General features: G+C 61.2%; 16 protein-coding genes, 1 pseudogene and 1 riboswitch. Of the genes and pseudogenes, 8 read left to right on the top strand and 9 right to left on the bottom strand.

The window, feature by feature from the left end:
* Window positions 1-219: 219 nt before the first annotated feature.
* The 6 genes from ADU59_RS23815 to ADU59_RS23790 form a co-directional block, all read right to left on the bottom strand.
* Window positions 220-1,260 carry a heme-dependent oxidative N-demethylase family protein gene (locus ADU59_RS23815; protein ID WP_068957253.1) on the bottom strand — a complete coding sequence of 347 codons (1,041 nt, stop codon included), beginning with the start codon at window positions 1,258-1,260 and terminating at the stop codon, window positions 220-222.
* 18 nt (window positions 1,261-1,278) lie between these two features.
* Complete coding sequence (locus tag ADU59_RS23810) at window positions 1,279-2,244, bottom strand: PDR/VanB family oxidoreductase (RefSeq protein ID WP_068957251.1); 966 nt, start codon at window positions 2,242-2,244, stop codon at window positions 1,279-1,281.
* A complete protein-coding gene (locus ADU59_RS23805; RefSeq protein ID WP_068957249.1) occupies window positions 2,241-2,846 on the bottom strand; it encodes a dimethylamine monooxygenase subunit DmmA family protein in 606 nt (201 codons plus the stop codon). Before ADU59_RS23805 ends, ADU59_RS23810 begins: the two co-directional genes overlap by 4 nt.
* A gap of 4 nt (window positions 2,847-2,850) precedes the next feature.
* Complete coding sequence (locus tag ADU59_RS23800) at window positions 2,851-3,984, bottom strand: aminomethyl transferase family protein (protein WP_068957247.1); 1,134 nt, start codon at window positions 3,982-3,984, stop codon at window positions 2,851-2,853.
* 278 nt (window positions 3,985-4,262) lie between these two features.
* Entirely contained in the window at window positions 4,263-4,499 is a 237-nt protein-coding gene (locus ADU59_RS23795) for a DUF982 domain-containing protein (RefSeq protein ID WP_068957246.1), read from the bottom strand.
* Between the two features lie 165 nt (window positions 4,500-4,664).
* The gene (locus ADU59_RS23790; protein ID WP_068957244.1) at window positions 4,665-5,369 is read right to left on the bottom strand and encodes a GntR family transcriptional regulator; all 705 of its coding nucleotides are present in this window, start codon (window positions 5,367-5,369) and stop codon (window positions 4,665-4,667) included.
* A 267-nt stretch (window positions 5,370-5,636) separates the two neighbouring features.
* On the opposite strand from ADU59_RS23790, the gene ADU59_RS23785 reads away from it, so the two are divergent.
* The 6 genes and pseudogenes from ADU59_RS23785 to ADU59_RS23760 all read left to right on the top strand — a co-directional run bounded on the left by ADU59_RS23785 (window position 5,637) and on the right by ADU59_RS23760 (window position 12,362).
* On the top strand, window positions 5,637-6,725 hold the full coding sequence (locus tag ADU59_RS23785) for an ABC transporter ATP-binding protein (RefSeq protein WP_068957242.1): 1,089 nt from the start codon (window positions 5,637-5,639) through the stop codon (window positions 6,723-6,725).
* Window positions 6,726-6,761: 36 nt separating this feature from the next.
* Window positions 6,762-8,051, top strand: coding sequence for an ABC transporter substrate-binding protein (locus ADU59_RS23780; RefSeq protein WP_068957240.1), 1,290 nt, complete (start codon window positions 6,762-6,764; stop codon window positions 8,049-8,051).
* Window positions 8,052-8,298: 247 nt separating this feature from the next.
* A pseudogene (locus ADU59_RS23775) lies at window positions 8,299-9,132 on the top strand (ABC transporter permease); the annotation flags it as partial.
* A gap of 1 nt (window position 9,133) precedes the next feature.
* Entirely contained in the window at window positions 9,134-9,955 is an 822-nt protein-coding gene (locus ADU59_RS23770; protein ID WP_068957238.1) for an ABC transporter permease, read from the top strand.
* Between the two features lie 6 nt (window positions 9,956-9,961).
* A complete protein-coding gene (locus ADU59_RS23765) occupies window positions 9,962-10,699 on the top strand; it encodes an aspartate/glutamate racemase family protein (protein ID WP_068957236.1) in 738 nt (245 codons plus the stop codon).
* A 259-nt stretch (window positions 10,700-10,958) separates the two neighbouring features.
* On the top strand, window positions 10,959-12,362 hold the full coding sequence (locus ADU59_RS23760; protein WP_338012949.1) for a flavin monoamine oxidase family protein: 1,404 nt from the start codon (window positions 10,959-10,961) through the stop codon (window positions 12,360-12,362).
* An 81-nt stretch (window positions 12,363-12,443) separates the two neighbouring features.
* On the opposite strand, the gene ADU59_RS23755 is transcribed toward ADU59_RS23760, so the two are convergent.
* Complete coding sequence (locus ADU59_RS23755) at window positions 12,444-13,241, bottom strand: DUF1194 domain-containing protein (protein ID WP_068957234.1); 798 nt, start codon at window positions 13,239-13,241, stop codon at window positions 12,444-12,446.
* Window positions 13,242-13,400: 159 nt separating this feature from the next.
* On the opposite strand from ADU59_RS23755, the gene ADU59_RS23750 reads away from it, so the two are divergent.
* On the top strand, window positions 13,401-14,690 hold the full coding sequence (locus tag ADU59_RS23750) for a glucoamylase family protein (protein ID WP_068957232.1): 1,290 nt from the start codon (window positions 13,401-13,403) through the stop codon (window positions 14,688-14,690).
* 200 nt (window positions 14,691-14,890) lie between these two features.
* Complete coding sequence (locus tag ADU59_RS23745; RefSeq protein ID WP_244506492.1) at window positions 14,891-15,571, top strand: (2Fe-2S)-binding protein; 681 nt, start codon at window positions 14,891-14,893, stop codon at window positions 15,569-15,571.
* Between the two features lie 45 nt (window positions 15,572-15,616).
* Here the strand turns inward: ADU59_RS23745 and ADU59_RS23740 are convergent, their stop codons facing one another.
* Both ADU59_RS23740 and ADU59_RS23735 read right to left on the bottom strand, forming a co-directional pair.
* Window positions 15,617-16,390, bottom strand: a complete 774-nt coding sequence (locus ADU59_RS23740; protein WP_068957228.1) for a CbtA family protein — start codon at window positions 16,388-16,390, stop codon at window positions 15,617-15,619.
* 192 nt (window positions 16,391-16,582) lie between these two features.
* Window positions 16,583-16,759: a CbtB domain-containing protein gene (locus ADU59_RS23735; protein ID WP_068957329.1), complete on the bottom strand. Its 177-nt coding sequence runs from the start codon at window positions 16,757-16,759 to the stop codon at window positions 16,583-16,585.
* A 47-nt stretch (window positions 16,760-16,806) separates the two neighbouring features.
* Window positions 16,807-17,078, bottom strand: a riboswitch (cobalamin riboswitch).
* Between the last annotated feature and the right edge of the window lie 8 nt (window positions 17,079-17,086).

Genomic DNA, 17,086 nt, shown 5'->3' with positions numbered 1-17,086 from the left:
GTCAGTTCCCTTTTTAGTTTTTGTTCGTATCTGCGATATTTGTGGAGAAGACCCCTCCCAACCCTCCCCACAAGGGGGAGGGCTTAACCCGTTGGCCCCTCTCGCCAGCGCATTCGGCGACGCAAGTTCCATGTGGCTGCCGGAAAGAATTCCGGAGGATCTACAGGAAGAGGTCGCTCCCTCCCCCTTGTGGGGAGGGTTGGGGAGGGGTTTGAACTCTCAATCCGGATAAATCCCCGGGCTCGTCACTGCCCCGTCGTCATATTTCGCCAGCCAGTCGATCATGATCGGCCGGTTGCGGGTCAGGCCCTTGTAGTCGATGATCTCCGGAGGCAGGCTTTTCAGCACACGCGGCAGGCGCCGGCCCCATTTGGGCACGGTCACCAGTTCATTAAGGCTGATCAGGTAGCAGCGGATGACGAAAAGGATGGCGTTGGAGCGCGGCAGGCGCCAGAGGCTCTGCAGTTCGACGCGCAGGTGCATCTTTTCCCCGACATTGTCAGGCGTCACCGTCATCCTGTCGGGTCCCCATTTGGGGTAGTTTTCCGGTGAGGTATCAAGCCGCGGGTTGACGGTCGTCGTCCAGTTCAGCCGGCGGGTCGGTTTGCCCTGCTGCAGGTTGAGCAGGAATTTCAGCGCCCGGTCGAAGACGCCGATCTGGTGGGCGAGCGGCACCGGGCCGTGCCATTCCATGAAGTTCATGCCGATGTCGAAATCGAGCGACCAGTCGGCCTGGGTGGTGACCATGCCGGCATCCATCCAGAGATTGTTGTCGCGCTGGTCGACGATGCAGAAATCGCCCTGGGCCTGCCGGGTGATGTATTCCATCGGCGGATAGGGCAGGGTGGCGGGATCGCCGAAGGTGAAGGTGTCGTCGATGCCCATCGGCCGGTTGATCCAGCGCCAGCGGTCACCGTTCTTTTCGAGCGTGAAGTGTTCGGGATAATCCTGTGCCTGATGCTCCATCAGCAGTTCGAGCGTATCCCATTGCGCCGCCATCATATGCGGCAGGGCCTGGCAGCGCAGCGGGTCTTCCTTCAAGACCATCGCCCGGTCCTGCATCTCGGCGACATAATGCTCGTCGACGTCGATCAGGTTTTCGAAAACGCTGTCCTTTTTCCCCCGGACATGCGGCTCCATGTTGACCGAATACATGTACTCGTCGCGGTCGAAGGGGAAGGGAAAGCGCCTGATATTGTAGAGGCTGTTGCGGAAGGTGAAGTCGTCGCGGAACGTCTCGTTCCTGAACGTGATGGTCATCTGTCCGGCCCTCCCGGGTTAGAGTTGAAGAACGAGTTGCTGGCCCTTGAACCGCGAGACGCAGATCATGACCTTTCTGCCGGAGGCTTTTTCCTCGTCCGACAGGTAGATATCGTTGTGCTCCAGCGTGCCGTCGCAGGATGAGACCTCGGTCTCGCACTGGCCGCAGGCACCGCCGCGGCACATGTAGGGGGCGTCGCAGCCATGGGCTTCGGCGGCTTCCAGAATGCTCTGGTGTTCGCCCACCGTCATGTGGATGTTGGACTTTTCGAGGAACACCTGGAACGGCAGGCCGGCGGGCGGCGCAAGGAAGCGTTCCGAATGCAGGTTTTCCTTCGGCCATCCGGCCTTCAGCGCCGTCATCAGCACGCCGTCGATCATCCCGGCCGGGCCGCAAACATAGAGATGCGTGCCGAGCGGCTGGTTGTCGGCGATTTCGGCGACGGGGATGTACGATTTTTCCTCGTCGACATAGATCTTGATCCGGCGCGGGCCGTAGCGGTCGAGCAATTGCTGCCAGTAGGCACCATGTGAGCGCGAGCGGATGGCGTAGTGGAGTTCGAAGGCGATGTTGTCGCGGCTGAACTGTTCCATCATGGCGATGAACGGGGTGATGCCGATGCCGCCGGCAAACAGGATGTGCTTGCGGCCGCGATGGTCCGGCGCGAACAGATTGACCGGCTGGCTGACCGTCAACTGATCGCCGGGGCGGACCTGTTCGTGCATGAAGATCGAGCCGCCGCGGGAATTCGGAACCCTGAGCACGCTGATCTCATAGGCGCTGTTGTCGTCGGGATTGGACATCAGCGAATACGGGTTACGGCGTAAAAGGCCGTTGTCGTTCATCGAGACGACGACGTGGGCGCCGCCGGAGAAGAACGGCATCGGGTGGCCGTCGATCCGCTCGAAGCGGAAGCGTTTGACCAGATCGGTCACCTGCGTCACCGCTGCGACCCGGACAGACATGTCGGTATTGAGGCTCACGGGAACATCTCCTCTGGAGCAGGCGCAGTCCCCGGTTCTTCCGCATCGATATTGACGCCCTGAAAGGCGCCGAGGCGTCTCGAATAATGGTCACGCACCAAGAGCGGCAGGCCGCAGTGGGAACAGGCAAACGGGCTCGTCGTCACATGGTCGGTAATGCCCTTGCAGTGAACGCATTGGACGCGCCGCGCCGTCGAGCCGCGATGCTCGGTGTGGATCGAGTTGAAATCGATGCTGAATTCCAGCGCTACCTGCATGATCTGGCCGATGATGCCCTCGGTGCCGGCGATATAGAGACGGGTTCCCATGCGGGCCTGCTCAAGACAGGCACGCAGGCGAAACAGCAGAGGCTGCAGCGTCGGCGCCTGCCAGAAGATATCCGGCGACAGTGCCGTCAGCGTTGCGTCATAGGCTTTCGGCGCCGCGCCGCCAGCGAGATAGAGGATTTCCGATTTTGCGAGGAAATCCTTTCCCTTGGCCTCGACCTGATCAGTCAGGGCCTGTGCCCCTTCGCCCTCAAGGACGAAGAGGTGGCGTTTGGCATGGGGATCGATATCGAGCCCCTTGTATTCCGGCCTGCTTTTGATCCCTTGAACGAGCATGCCGTCAGCCCTGCGCCGTCCGCTTCGTCTTCTTCGGATCGTCGAAGGTGATCGTGTGGGCGATCGCCGGGGCGTTGACGGTCTTGCCCTTCACTTCGAGCTTGGTGCCCTGAACGGCATAGGGCACGTCGACGCGCATGATTGCCATCGAGCGGTTGGTGAGCTTGGAATAGGACGGGCAGGTGATGACGCCAACCTTTTTGTCGCCGGCCCAGACTTCATCGCCGAGATCGGTCGGACCGTCGGCCTCAACCAGTAGGCCGAAGATCTTGAAGCGTTCCTTGCCCTTGAGGCGGGCATGTTCTTCCGCGCCGCGGAAGCCGGTCTTGCCGGGGCTGACGGTGAAATCCAGGCCAAGTTCCCACAGGCTGTCGCCGGGCTGCTCGTTGGCAAACGGATACATTTGCGAATTGTCATAGGGGTAGAACAAAAGGTAGCTTTCGACCCGCAGCATGTCGAGAACGCTGAAGCAGACCGGGATGATGCCCATGTCCTTGCCTTCGGCAACGATGCGGTCCCAGACCATGCCGGCATCCTGGCCGCGCACGAAGATTTCATAGCCGCGCTCGCCGGTATAGCCGGTGCGCGAGATCATCACCGGGGCGCCGAACAATGTCGTCTGCATGTGATGGAAATATTTGAGATCGCGGATGCCGGGCACGTATTTTTCAAGATAATCGACGGCGAGCGGTCCCTGTAGCGACAGGTCGTGCAGATCGTCATCGAACAATACGGCGCAGTTGCGCCCCTGCGCCTGCTTGACGATTTCTTCGAAGCCGGAGCCTGAACCATGCACGAGCATCCAGGAGTTCGGGCCAGTGCGGTAGACGATGCAGTCATCGGTGAAATGGCCGCGATCGTTGAGCATGCAGGCGTAGACCGACTTGCCGGGGTAGACCTTGGTCATGTCGCGCGTGGTGATGTATTCCAGAACGGCAATCGCGTGCGGGCCGACGAGATGGACCTTCTTCAGGCCGGACACATCCATGATGCCGGCCTTGGTGCGCACGGCGATGTGTTCTTCGTAGATATCCTTGTCGTAGGTCCAGGCGGTTCCCATGCCGCTCCAGTCTTCGAGGTTGGAGCCGAGTGCCCGATGTCTGTCGCCCAAGGCGGAGAAACGCCAGCTTAGTGCCATGATCTGTTCCCTTATTTATTTCACTCTGTGGAAATAATTATTCCTGAGTATATTCGCGTTTTTGGGAACGGCAAGCCCGGGATTGGGTTTTCTCTCCGGAAAATGTGGCGTCGTGAACGGACGAAAACCATGGCGATTTTTCTCCGGGACGTGTTGTGCTGGTGCTATTCAACGCCGTGTGGGGCGCATTTTCAAGCTGCAGCCGGTTGGCGTGGCCGGAAAATAAAAATGCCCGGAGCAACGGTCCGGGCATCGGGGGCGGGGCAATCGTCGGGGAATCAGGCGAGCAGGCCCTCTTCCTTCATGGCCGCGATAAACGAAGCCCAGGCCTTCTTCGGACTGCGAATGCCGTCGAGCGCATCCAGGCAATGCTGGAGGGCGCGGCGATAGGCGATGCCGCGCTTGCCGGGCCAGCGGCGAAGGAACTCGACAGCGTCCCAGGCGCTGGCGATGATGTTTTCCTGGCTCTGTTTGAGTATCACTCTGACGGGGGTGGGAAAGCGTTTGTCGTTCAACGTCGTCCTCATGCTGCTTTACGAAATTGCAGCACTGGAACGCGCGGCTTTGACGAAGGTTCCGGCCGGGAATTCATTTCGGAACATGCTTGAGAAATGAAGTTCTGAACAGCAGCTGGCGATCGTGCGGTGCCAGAGCGGGCGCGCGGGTCTGCCGGAGCCAGCTTAAAGCTTGAAAGCTTCCTTGAGGTCGCTGCCCTTGTTCTCGCGCATGTCGAGGTCGGCCTCGATATGGTCGATATGGTGCACCATCTGATGGCAGGCATGGTCGAGATCGCCGCGCTCGATGGCGGTGACGATATCCTGATGTTCCTGGTGTCCGCAGCTGGATATGGCAGACTGGCCGTAGAGCGCGATGACCAGCGACGAGCGGGCGACCAGCTCGTCCATGAAGCGCTGCATGACGGCGTTGCCGGTCATGGAGGCGAGCATCAGGTGGAAATCTCCCGACGCCTTGATCTCCGCGCGCCGCGCCGTCTGGCCGCGCTCGCCCATCAGCCGCCCTTCCTCCATCAGCAATTGCCGCAGATGCTGGAAATGCGATGGCCCCATGTGCTTTGCGGCTTCCCGCAGGATGCCTGGTTCGATCATCCTGCGCGTAGCAAAAATCTGGCGTGCTTCTTCCGGTGAGGGATAGGCAACGAAGGCGCCGCGATTCTTCTCGACGTTGACGAGGCCTTCATAGGAGAGCGCCTGCAGGGCGCCGCGCACCAGCGTGCGGCTGACATTGAACAGCGCGCCGACATCGGCTTCCGAAAGCTTGGTGCCGGGCGCAAGCCGGCGATCGACGATCGCATCGCGGATGGAGTCGCGGATATAGTGTGTGCTGACGTCGATCTGGTCTTCGGCGGGACGTGCTGCGGTTTTCATCAAGGCTCATTCCGGATTCTTGCCGTTATTCTAGCGTGCTTTGAGCGCGAAGTGAATCGGAATTTGTCGCCATATTGCTGATCAAATTGTATACGATCGCGCGAACGCATTGCGGACAAACGGCTATATTTTAAGCAAGACCAACACGGTGCGAAATCGCGGCGACTTTGAAATCGAGAAAATAAGTAAATTATTTCATATGTTTGTCAGCACCACACCGGTTTGGCACGCTTGATGCATTGTCGTTCCCGTCACAGGGGAGACATGATGTCCAAAGCGGCTGAAATCGATATCGTATCCGTTTCCAAGGTTTATGGCAGCACCACCGCCGTCCATTCCATCAGCCTGAAAATACCTTCCGGCAGCTATTGCTGCTTCCTTGGCCCGTCCGGCTGCGGCAAGACGTCGACGCTTCGGATGATCGCCGGCCACGAGAGCATCTCGTCGGGGGACGTCCGGCTCGGCAATGTCGTCGTCACCGATCTACCGCCGGCCAAGCGCGGTACGGCGATGATGTTCCAGTCCTATGCGCTGTTTCCCCATCTCGACCTGATCGATAATGTCGCCTTCAGCCTGAAGATGAAGGGTGTGGACAAGGAAGAGCGCCGTGCCAAGGCGCTCGAGATGCTGAAGCTGATGCAGATGGAGCCCTATGCCACCCGGCGCCCGGCCCAGCTTTCCGGCGGCCAGCAGCAGCGTGTGGCACTGGCGCGGGCGCTGATCACCGATCCGGAAGCGCTGCTTCTCGATGAGCCGCTGTCGGCGCTCGATCCCTTCCTGAAAATCCGCATGCGGGCCGAGCTGAAGAAGCTGCAGAAGAGCCTCGGCATCACCTTTGTCCATGTCACCCATAGCCAGGAAGAGGCGATGGCGCTGGCCGACATCATCGTCATCATGAATGACGGCCGGATCGAGCAGGCGGCACACCCGCGCGAAGTGTTCGAGCGCCCGGCCACCGCCTTCGTTGCCCGCTTCATGGGCGATCACAACGTTCTTTCCGGTCGCGTGGTCGAAAGCGGCAACGGCACCGTGACGCTGGAAGTGACCGAGGGGCAGACGTTCACCGTTGCAGGCCCCGATCAGGAGCCCGGTTCGCCCATCGATATCGGCGTTCGCACCGACCGGGTGCGGCTTGCCACGCCATCGGAAAAGACACTCGGGTTCAACGGTATCGTCTCCAATGTCGAATATCGCGGGGCCTCGGTGAAGATCACCGTCATCGGTGCCGGCAGCGACGATTTCACCGTCATCGCCACCGACGCCGATTATTTCGAAAAACCCGTATCGGTCGGCGATGCGGTGCCGCTCAGCTGGGGCCTTGAGGACGCCGTCCTGCTTGGCCGCATTGCCGCCTGATCCTTTCCATCACCATCAAAAAAAGAGGGAACTGACATGACCAATGACACCAAGACACCCAAGGGAATTTCAAGGCGCGGTCTGCTGAAGACCGGTGCTGCGGCAACCGGCGCGATCATCGGCTCCGGCCTGATCACCGGCTTCCCGACCATCTGGGCGCAGAACCCGATCACGCTGCGCCAGTTCGGCACCGGTGTTTCGAACATCAATGCCATTGCCGAGAAGTGCAAGGCCGACCTCGGCATCACGCTCGAAATGACGGCAACCGATAGCGATGCCGCTGCCCAGCGTGCCGTCACCCAGCCGGATAGCTACGACATCGCCGATATCGAATACTGGATTCTCAAGAAGGTGTTCCCGGCCGGCGTCATCCAGCCGATGGATATCAAGAAGCTGAAATATTACGACAAGATCGTCCCGCTGTTCAAAACCGGCAAGCTGAAGCCCGACAGCGTCATTGCGCAGGGTACTGCGCCGCATACGGTCGGTTATGTCGAAAAGGTCGGCGACAAGACCTTCGCCAAGGGCGAAACCCAGTTCTTCACCATGGTTCCGACCATCTACAACGCCGATACGCTCGGCATTCGGCCGGACCTCGTCGGCCGCGACATCACCTCCTGGGCCGATATCATGGACCCGGCGTTCAAGGGCAAGACCTCGATCCTCAACATCCCGTCGATCGGCATCATGGATGCGGCGATGATCATGGAAGCGCTCGGCAACATCAAATATGCCGACAAAGGCAACATGACCAAGGAAGAGATCGACGCGACGATCGAATTCCTGATCAAGGCCAAGCAGGACGGCCAGTTCCGCGCCTTCTGGAAGTCGTTCGACGAGAGCGTCAACCTGATGGCCTCGGGCGAAGTCGTCATCCAGTCGATGTGGTCGCCGGCCGTTGCCGCCGTCCGCTCGAAGGGCATCGCCTGCAAGTATCAGCCGCTCAAGGAAGGCTATCGCTCATGGGGCGGCGGTCTCGGCCTTGCTGCCCATCTCGAAGGCGCGCAGCTCGACGCGGCTTATGAGTATATCAACTGGTACACGTCCGGCTGGGTCGGCGGCTATCTCAACCGTCAGGGCTACTATTCCGCCGCCATGGACACCGCCAAGGAATTCATGTCGGCCGACGAGTGGGGCTACTGGATCGAGGGCAAGCCTGCGGCCGGCGATATCATGTCTCCGGAAGGCAAGGTCATGGAGAAGGCCGGTGCCGTGCGTGACGGCGGTTCGTTCGAGGAACGCATGGGCGCAGTCGCGTGCTGGAACTCGGTGATGGACGAGGACCGCTACATGGTCCGACGCTGGAACGAATTCATCGCTGCCTGATGATCTTTACCCTCCCCTTGAGGGGGAGGGTCGGACCAAAGGTCCGGGGTGGGGTGACCTCCTGCGATACCCGATGGATCACCCCCACCCGCAGCTTCGCTGCGACCTCCCCCCTCAAGGGGGAGGTACAGAAGACAAACCGGAGACCCAAGACGTGACAGCAGCCATCACGGAAGAAGCCACACAGATCGCGGCGCCCGCCAAGCCGCCCATCATTGCGCGCATCGGCAAAATCGCGTCGCGTGTCGCTTCCTATCTGCAGGCGGTGCCGCTGGCGCTGATCCTCGGCTTCTTCTTCCTGCTGCCGATCCTGATGATCGCCGTCGTCAGCTTCTGGGACTATGATTTCGCCGGGCTCTATCCCGATTTCCTGACCATGAACTATACCGACACGCTCGGTTCCTGGGTCACCTGGAAGACCTATCTCAACACGCTGAAATATACCGCGATGGTCTGGGGGCTGACGCTGCTGATCGGTTTCTGGGTCGCCTATTTCCTGGCGTTTCACATTCGCACGACGACCATGCAGATGGTGCTGTTTCTCGTCTGCACCGTGCCGTTTCTCACATCCAACATCATCCGGATGATTTCGTGGATACCCGTGCTCGGGCGCAACGGTCTCGTCAACACGACGCTGATCGAGATGGGGATCATTCCCAAGCCGATCGAATGGCTGCTTTATTCCGATTTTGCCGTGGTGCTGGCCATGGTGCATTTGAACACGCTGTTCATGGTGACGCCGATCTTCAACACGCTGATGCGCATCGACCGCTCGCTGATCGAGGCGGCGCGTGACGCCGGGGCGAACGGCTGGCAGATCCTGTGGAATGTCATCATTCCGCTCGCCAAGCCCGGGATCGCCATCGGTTCGATCTTTGTCGTGACGCTTGTCATGGCGGATTTTTCAACAGTGCAGGTGATGTCGGGCGGGCAGAGCGCGTCGGTGGCGCTGATGATGAAGAACCAGATGTCGCTGCTGCAATATCCGGCCGCCGCCGCCAATGCCGTGGTGCTTTTGATCGTCGTGCTTCTGATGGTCGCCGCGATCCTGCGCGTCGTCGATATCCGCAAGGAGCTTTGAGATGAGCCATGAGAAACGCACTCTCGAGTTTTATGTGCTTGCCGCCTTCTTCGCGCTGTTCGTCTTCTTTCTCTACGGGCCGCTGTCGGCTGTGTTCATCCTCTCCTTCCAGGGGCCGGATGGCGGCCTGACCTTTCCGCTCAACGGCGTTTCGGTGCACTGGTTCTTCAACCTGTTCGAACAGCAGGCCGTCGGCGATTTCGGGGCGTCGTTCAAGCGCTCCTTCTCTCTTGGCCTGATGGTGATGATCGTCAACGTCGTCGTGTCGCTGCTGGCCGGTCTCGCCTTCCGCCGCAAGTTCCGTGGCTCGACAGTGCTGTTCTATCTGACGGTCGCCAGCCTCGTGGTGCCGTCGATCATCATCTCGCTCGGCATCGGCGTGGTCTTCCAGCAGTTCGGTCTGAAGCCCGCATGGTATTCCTCCGCCTTCGGCGCGCACTTGACCTGGACGCTGCCGTTCGGCGTGCTGATCATGTTCGCCGTCTTCAATCGCTTCTCGCCGGCCTATGAGGAGGCGGCACGCGATCTCGGGGCCTCGTCCTGGCAGACCTTCGCCCATGTCGTGCTGCCGATGATCGCGCCCAGCCTGATCGGCGTCGGCCTGTTCGGCTTCACGCTGTCCTATGACGAATTCGCCCGCACGCTGATGACATCCGGCACCTACAACACGCTGCCGCTGGAAATCTACGGCATGACGACCAACGTGACGACGCCGGTGCTCTATGCGCTCGGTACCGTCACAACCCTGTTCTCCTTCTCCATCATCCTGCTTGCGCTCGCGATCATTCTGGTGATGCGCCGCCGGCAGGCGAAAGTGGTCTGATCCCGCATGCGCATCCTCGTCGTCAATCCGAACACCACCCAATCCATGACGGAAAAGGCGGCCGAGGCCGCCCGCGCCGTCGCTGGCCCCGGAACCGAAATCATCGCAGCGACCTCGCAGATGGGGCCGGTTTCGATCGAGGGGCATTATGACGGCGCGCTGGCCTTGCCTGGCCTGCTCGCCGAAATCAGGAAGGCGGAAGCGGCAGGCGTGCAAGCGGCGGTCATTGCCTGCTTCGATGATACCGGGCTCGATGCGGCCCGGTCGCTGGCCGGCTTCCCGGTTCTGGGGCTCTGCGAATCCGCGTTGATCACCGCGGGTTTGCTGGCCCAGCGCTTTACCGTGGTGACGACGCTGGAGCGCTCGCGGGTGCTGCTCGAAAATCTGTCACGGCATTACGGCTTTGGCGGCCGGGCAAAAGTCCGTGCCGCCGATATCCCGGTGTTGGAACTGGAAGATCCCGCGTCCGGCGCTCTGGACAAACTGCGCCGCCAGATCGAGCTGGCGCTGGAGGAGGACGGCGCCGAAGCCATCGTGCTTGGCTGCGCCGGCATGGCCGATCTCGCCTATGCACTGCAGCAGGACTATGGCGTGCCGGTGATCGATGGCGTGTCGGCCGCGGTCAAGCAGGCGGAGGCGCTGATTGCGCAGCGGCTGACGACCAGCAAACGCGGCTCCTACGCAACGCCGCTGGCGAAAGTCTACACGGGGGGCATGGCGGAGTTTGCGCCGAGCGAGGGGTGATCCCTGCCACCCGGCGGAAACATCCGGTTGGCCATATCCCTTCAATTTCAAGGCCGAAGCGCATGTGCTTCAGAATATGATTCCGCCGTGCTTCAACCATCGCTTTATGGTTGTTCGCGTTCGGCTTCCCGATACCGATCGTTCGGCCGACCGGCCGGTGTCGTGGATATCCGCAGCTGGAAGACCTGTGGAAGGCCTTGACAGCAGTTTGCATTCTCCACTCATCTGCGCGGCGGCACAAAGCGGGCGGAAGCGCTCGATGACCATCGTTCGCAGCCTGAAGGGCAAGAAGGCAATGGTGAGAGTGAAGGCGGATGAGGGTGTGGAAATGGACCACGTAGCGGCAAAGATGCCATCGGGCAATGATCATGCGGATGTGGTTGTCGTCGGCGCCGGTTTTACGGGCCTTTCGGCAGCGGATGCGCTGGTTTCCGCCGGGCTCGATGTCATCCTGCTTGAGGCGAGGGACCGTGTTGGCGGACGGGTGGAGCCGGCGGTGTTTTCGAACGATGTGCGGGTCGACATGGGCGGCCAGTTCATTTGCGACGAGATGCCGGAAGTTATGGCGCTGACGCGGCGGTTTGGCTTTCCTCTGGTGGAGACGCCGATGGAGGGTGCCTTGCTGATGCAGCCCGATGCTGGCTTGACGGAGGCCGGCTACAGTTTTGCCGAATCCAGCCGTATCCGGGCGCGCGCCAACAGGATCGACCCGCGCGATCCGGATATTGCCGGCCTGACGGCGGAAACATGGCTGGCCCGGCAGAGCGATTCTCCGGCAGCCAAGGCCGGCTATCAGGCGATGGTCGAGGGGCTCTGGTGCCGCCCGATCCACGAGATGCCGCTCTGGTACATGATCGACACCGACCGGCGCACGCTCAGCAATGGCAACGAGCTGCAGTATTTCGTCGAAGGCTCGACGCATGCCGTTGCAGGGGCTCTCGCGGCGACGCTTGGCTCTCGCCTGCGGCTGAATACGCCCGTTGCGCATATTGCGCGAACGAGCGGTGCGGTGGCGGTGAGCGATGCCAACGGTGATGTCTTCACGGCACGGCAGGTCGTCGTGGCCGTGCCGCCGGTGATGGCGTCGCGCATTGCTTATGAGCCTGCTCTGCCCGAGCCGCTGATCGATGCATTCGGTGCCTGGAAGAGCGGGGCGGTCATCAAGGTGCTGGTGCGCTACGAGCGGCCTTTCTGGCGCGATGGCGGATTGAGCGGCATGGTCATGTGGCGCGATGTTCTCGGGCTTTTCGCCTGCGATGTCAGCAGCGAGCGGGCGGCGGCACTGGTGCTGTTTGCCGGAGGTTCGCTGGCTGCGGACTGGAGCGGCAAGGGGGCCGAATTCATTCAATCCGAAATCATCCGCCGTCTCGTCGCGGCATTTGGCAACGAGGCCGGGGCGTATATGGATTTCCGGATGCGTGACTGGGTTGACGATGCCTGGAGTGGCGGAGGCTACAGCGACGTCATCACCGGCCTGTCGGCCTATGACGCGGAGGCGATCATCCGGGCCGGCGCGCCGCCCGTGCATTTTGCCGCATCGGAACTGGCCTCGTCATTCCCGGCTTATATCGAAGGCGCGATTGTTGCTGGACGTGAAGCCGCTACGCGGGTGATGGAATCGCTGCAGGCGTCAGATCGGTCGGCCAGCGCATCCGGATCGTAACGCCGCAGGATCTGCACGATGTCGGTTGTACTGAAACTGTTCGTCTTCAGGAGCAGGGCAGGCCGATGATCATCGGGGAGCTTATTTTTCCAGCTCGGGATAGACCCGGTCGAGAAAGCCGGGGCGCAGCTTTTCGCCGATCATGCAGTCGGTAGGCGGGGTGATCTGGATTGGAATGATGCGTTCGGGCGGTTCCCGGCTGCTGACCTCCATCACCAGCTTCTGCCGGATGGCAACGGCAAAATCCTCCGGCTGATGGACCGGTAGCACGAATGAACCGGGGCCGCCGATGACGCAGTCGGCATAGTAGCGGTCGAGCGAGCCTTGCGTGCCGGACGGGCGGATGAGGATGGCAAGGCCGTTGATGACGATGCCGCTGGCGACGGCGGCGTTGCGGGCGGGATCGACGGGCGGGCCGAGATTGTTCGGCCCGTCGCCGGATATGTCGATCACCCGGCGCATTGCATCGTGCGGATTGGCGGCGATGAGTTTCGTCGCAAAGGAGATTGCGTTGGAAATGGATGTGCCCCGGCGCGTGTAGACGGGCCGGGAGGCAAGCTGTTCCGCGAAGGCTGCGGCATCCTGAGCCTCGTCGATCACCTGCCAGCCGATGACCGAGGTCTCGTTGACGCTGCCTGCCCATTCGAAATAGCTGATGGCGATCCGGCCGTTGAGGCCTGCGGTCACTGCGTTGATGAAATCGGGATGGCGCAGAGCCTCGACATAGCCCATGCGCTGCACCCGCGCCTCCTCGAGATCCATCGAGCCCGACATGTCGACGGCAAGCACCAGTGCGACATCGACCTGGGCCATGTCGTTTGCCGGGGTCACGATGGCGTTGCCGGAGAGGCTTAAAAGCATCGCAAGTGTTGTGAACATCATGTCATCCAATCACCGCTGCTGGTCGTAGAAGCAAAAAGTGTAGCACAGCTCCCCGGTCAGGCGATGGTTTCGGATGTGGGCGAGTTCAACAATCGGTGATTTGCCGATGCAACTGCACTATGGTGAAACTTATGGTTGATGGGAGTGCCTGATGCAATGCTGCTGAAAAACGATACCGACATGGTCCTCCTCGACCGGCTCCAGAAAGCGGCCTTCAGCTATTTCCTTGAATTTTCCAATCCGGACAATGGTTTGATTGCCGATACCTCGCTCGCGGGTGCTCCTTCCAGCATTGCTGCGACGGGGTTCGGGCTTTCCGTCTATCCCGTGGGTGTAGAAAGAGGCTGGATGAGCCGGCAGGATGCGGCTGCCAGAACGCTAGCAACACTGCGCTTCTTTACCCAGGCCCCGCAGAACCGCGACAAGGATGCGACGGGATACAAGGGGCTCTACTACCATTTTCTCGATATGAAGACCGGTCAGCGGACATGGCGCAGTGAGTTGTCGCTGATCGACAGCGCGCTCCTCATCGCCGGCATGCTGACGGCGGCTGCCTATTTCGATCAGGACGATGCGGTGGAGGCGGAGATCCGGTCCTCTACCGCCATGCTCTACGCGCGGGTCAACTGGGCCTGGGCACTCGACGGCAAGGGGGCCTTGTGGCTCGGCTGGAAACCACGGACGGGGTTTCTGCCCTACCGCTGGGAATCCTACAGCGAAGCGATCATCCTCTATGTTCTGGCGCTTGCCTCTCCGTCCTATCCGATCGGCAAGGAGAGCTATGACGCTTTTGCCGCCAAGTTCGACTGGATGACGGTGAAGGACAAGCCGTTCCTCTATGCCGGCCCGTTGTTCATCCACCTGTTTTCGCATGCATGGATCGATTTTCGCGGCATCCGCGATGCGGCCGTTGCGGCGCACGATACGGATTATTTCGAAAACACCCGCCGTGCGATCGCCGTCCAGCGGACCTATGCCGTCGACAATCCCGGCGGCTTTGCCGGTTACGGCGCCGATACTTGGGGGCTGACATCCTGCGACGGACCGCAGCGCCCCCGCCGTTTGCAGGACGGGCGCCGGCAGCAGTTTGCCGGGTATGCCGCGCGCGGCGCTCCCCTTGGCCCGGACGACGGCACGCTTGCGCCTTGGGCGCCGCTCGCCTGCCTGCCGTTCGAGCCGAAAGCCGCGATGGCCGCCACCCGGCACATTCTTTCGAGCTATCCCGGCGTGATCGAAGCGGGGCGCTTTGTCGGCAGCTTCAACCCCAGTGTTCCCGGCAGGACACCGGAGGGCTGGCTCAACGATCGCAGCGTCGGTCTTGACCAGGGGCTTCTGGTGATGATGATCGAAAACCATCGTAGCGGCCTGTTCTGGGACATGCTGCGCCAATCGCCGGTCATTCGGCGTGGCCTGGGACGTGCAGGCTTTTCCGGCGGCTGGCTTTGAGATAAAGCGCCGCCAAGAGACAACGGGCGGCGCCTTTGGACGAGAACCGAGTTTGCGGCAGTGGGCCGGATGTCGACGGCAGGCAGGTCGAATCTGCCTTGGCTTGGCAGGCGGAGCGTTTTCCGCAGGCCGCTGCATCGCTGGGCCCTGCGCCCGTTGATTTTCTGACCGTGACCGATGCATGGCGCCGGGACGGCAGCATGATCGCGTGGCTGCTGGACTATCAGGCCCGGTTTGCCGCCGGCATGGATGAGCGCACCAAGGGTGCGCATCTCATCTCCTTCTATAGCCACCATCTCGGCATTGCGGCCGGGATAATCTATTTGCGGACGGGTCTGGTTGCCGATCTCGATCCCGACAGCCTGGCGATCCGGTTCGAGCCTTTTGGAGAGAATGACGCGGAGGTTTTTCCCGCCGATGCCCGGCGCTTTCATTTTCGCTTCGCCCGCTGTTTTCGCGGTGACGACGGTGCCTCGCTGTTTCACGACGCTTTTGTTGCAAGCCTCACGCCGGTGATCGAAACGCTGCAGGCCCGCACGGGCCTGTCGCCGGTCGCGCAATGGCGGCTGGCCGCCGATGGCATTGCCGGGGCCTTTCTGGAGATCGGTATGGCTTCCGGTGAGGCGGAGCGGGCGATGGCCGCGGCGCTTGCTATCGTCAAGAGGGACGGTTCGCCGTTTTCCTCCGCCGCGTTGCGCTACGAGCGGATCGAGGCTGTCTGTGACGGTGTTGCTATCGAGCGCAGCTTTCGCCTCCGAGGCGGTTGCTGTCTTTACTACCGGACGGAGGGCGGCGATTTTTGCGATGTCTGCGTGCTTCTCGACGAGCAGACGCAAAAAAGCCGCCTGCGCGCCCATATGGAGCGCACGGGCGGCCTCTGATGTCGGTTACGGCGCAAGACAGGTCCGCGCCGTAGCGATGCCGGTTCAGGCGGATTTCAGAAACCGGTCGTTCAGGTAACCGGAGACCAGACCGAGCACGATCCAGAACGCCAGTGTCGTTGCCAGTGCCGCAACCGCAAATTCCGCACCGAGAACGGCTGGAACGGGGCTTGAAATGTCGGACGGCTGCGGCGCTCCGTAGGCATGCGGCGCGGCGATCAGCACGAGGCCGATGATTTTTGCCGCGATTTCACCGCGCAGAACGATGAGATAGAGACCTGCAACAGACAGGACGATCGTTGCGATCCACCAGATTTGCCGGTCGTGCAGATCAGCGGCCGGGAAGCCCGGCAGTTCCGGCGGCAGGCCGACGGCGGGCAGAAGGTGAACGGCAAGCCAGCCGCAGGCCCCCCAGAGCGCGCCGTTGCGCAGGGTGATCGGATAGTTGAAGACAAGGCTTGCGCCGGCAAGCAGCAGGCCGAAACCGGCGCCGGCCACGAGATTGGCCAGCAGGGTGCCGGAGAACCGGCTCATGCCGAACATGATGCCGCCTTCGTCTTCATGCTCGCCTTCGTGGGCATAGGCCGGCGTGATCGGAGAGAATGCCGACAGCATGTCGCCTATGATCGAGGACCGGCCGAGCGAGGAGTGCTGCTGCTGGCCTTCGTTCCCGGCCGGTGGCTCGGTTGCGGGTTCCTTGCCTTCAAATTCCTCTGCGTGAAGGATGAGCGGAACCACGCGCAATTCCTGTGCTGCGGTCATGAAAATGCCCGCGATCAATCCGGCCACCAGCGCGGCCAGAAGTGTTTTGACAATCATTTCGATACCCCCAAGATTCAAGCGGAGCGGATGCTTCTCAACGTCTCCGGCTTGCACTGTTTGAATTCCCCATGGCAAATGCCGCCCGATGCCGAGACATGGACGTGCAGTGCCGTCGCACGTCTTCCACGGAAGACGGCGATCCTGTGTGCCGATCGTTGTGAAAAGCGCAGGGCTTTCCACGATCTCACATCAATGGCAGGGGAAGCCGTAGGCGTGGCGAACGTCGTGCGCGGTATCGTGCAGCACGGCGGAATTGGCGAGGCCGGCACCGAACACCAGGAATCCGCCGATCAGAAGGGCGAGAATACCGGCGGTGATGCGGTCGTTGAGGGAAAGCGGAACGCTCGAAACTGTAGTCGTAGCCATGACAACCTCCGTGATGGCGCGTGGAATCTCTTCCACCAATTGGGCACCATGCCCTTCATCAACCGGCAGGTTTCCTGGCTCGCGGCGTCAGGTGCTTTCACACCAAGGAGCCTGTCTCGCCTTCCCAGGGCAGGGACGCAAGGCCCGCCGCCACAGTGGCTTTTACCGGTTGAACAAAACCGGCATGACAAAACTCTGACCGCTCTACAGTCGCGGGGTCGGCCGTGATTGAGATGCCCAGAATGGGTCCATCCGTCACGTTCCCATTTACTCCCCGAAAGCGCCTCGCTCCCAGGGAACCAATTGATCCTTGATGATTATGCCGTC

The organism is Pararhizobium polonicum, assembly GCF_001687365.1.
Lineage (GTDB): Bacteria > Pseudomonadota > Alphaproteobacteria > Rhizobiales > Rhizobiaceae > Pararhizobium > Pararhizobium polonicum.
Note: the sequence above shows the minus strand (reverse complement) of the source record. Positions and strands in the feature narration are given on the sequence as shown.

What these genes read in the sequence shown, in the direction of transcription:
- ADU59_RS23815 (WP_068957253.1), bottom strand. Translation starts at nt 1,260, where the DNA reads ATGACCATCACGTTCAGGAACGAGACGTTCCGCGACGACTTCACCTTC.
- ADU59_RS23805 (WP_068957249.1), bottom strand. Translation starts at nt 2,846, where the DNA reads ATGCTCGTTCAAGGGATCAAAAGCAGGCCGGAATACAAGGGGCTCGAT.
- ADU59_RS23800 (WP_068957247.1), bottom strand. Translation starts at nt 3,984, where the DNA reads ATGGCACTAAGCTGGCGTTTCTCCGCCTTGGGCGACAGACATCGGGCA.
- ADU59_RS23790 (WP_068957244.1), bottom strand. Translation starts at nt 5,369, where the DNA reads ATGAAAACCGCAGCACGTCCCGCCGAAGACCAGATCGACGTCAGCACA.
- ADU59_RS23785 (WP_068957242.1), top strand. Translation starts at nt 5,637, where the DNA reads ATGTCCAAAGCGGCTGAAATCGATATCGTATCCGTTTCCAAGGTTTAT.
- ADU59_RS23780 (WP_068957240.1), top strand. Translation starts at nt 6,762, where the DNA reads ATGACCAATGACACCAAGACACCCAAGGGAATTTCAAGGCGCGGTCTG.
- ADU59_RS23770 (WP_068957238.1), top strand. Translation starts at nt 9,134, where the DNA reads ATGAGCCATGAGAAACGCACTCTCGAGTTTTATGTGCTTGCCGCCTTC.
- ADU59_RS23765 (WP_068957236.1), top strand. Translation starts at nt 9,962, where the DNA reads ATGCGCATCCTCGTCGTCAATCCGAACACCACCCAATCCATGACGGAA.
- ADU59_RS23760 (WP_338012949.1), top strand. Translation starts at nt 10,959, where the DNA reads ATGACCATCGTTCGCAGCCTGAAGGGCAAGAAGGCAATGGTGAGAGTG.
- ADU59_RS23755 (WP_068957234.1), bottom strand. Translation starts at nt 13,241, where the DNA reads ATGTTCACAACACTTGCGATGCTTTTAAGCCTCTCCGGCAACGCCATC.
- ADU59_RS23750 (WP_068957232.1), top strand. Translation starts at nt 13,401, where the DNA reads ATGCTGCTGAAAAACGATACCGACATGGTCCTCCTCGACCGGCTCCAG.
- ADU59_RS23745 (WP_244506492.1), top strand. Translation starts at nt 14,891, where the DNA reads ATGATCGCGTGGCTGCTGGACTATCAGGCCCGGTTTGCCGCCGGCATG.
- ADU59_RS23740 (WP_068957228.1), bottom strand. Translation starts at nt 16,390, where the DNA reads ATGATTGTCAAAACACTTCTGGCCGCGCTGGTGGCCGGATTGATCGCG.
- ADU59_RS23735 (WP_068957329.1), bottom strand. Translation starts at nt 16,759, where the DNA reads ATGGCTACGACTACAGTTTCGAGCGTTCCGCTTTCCCTCAACGACCGC.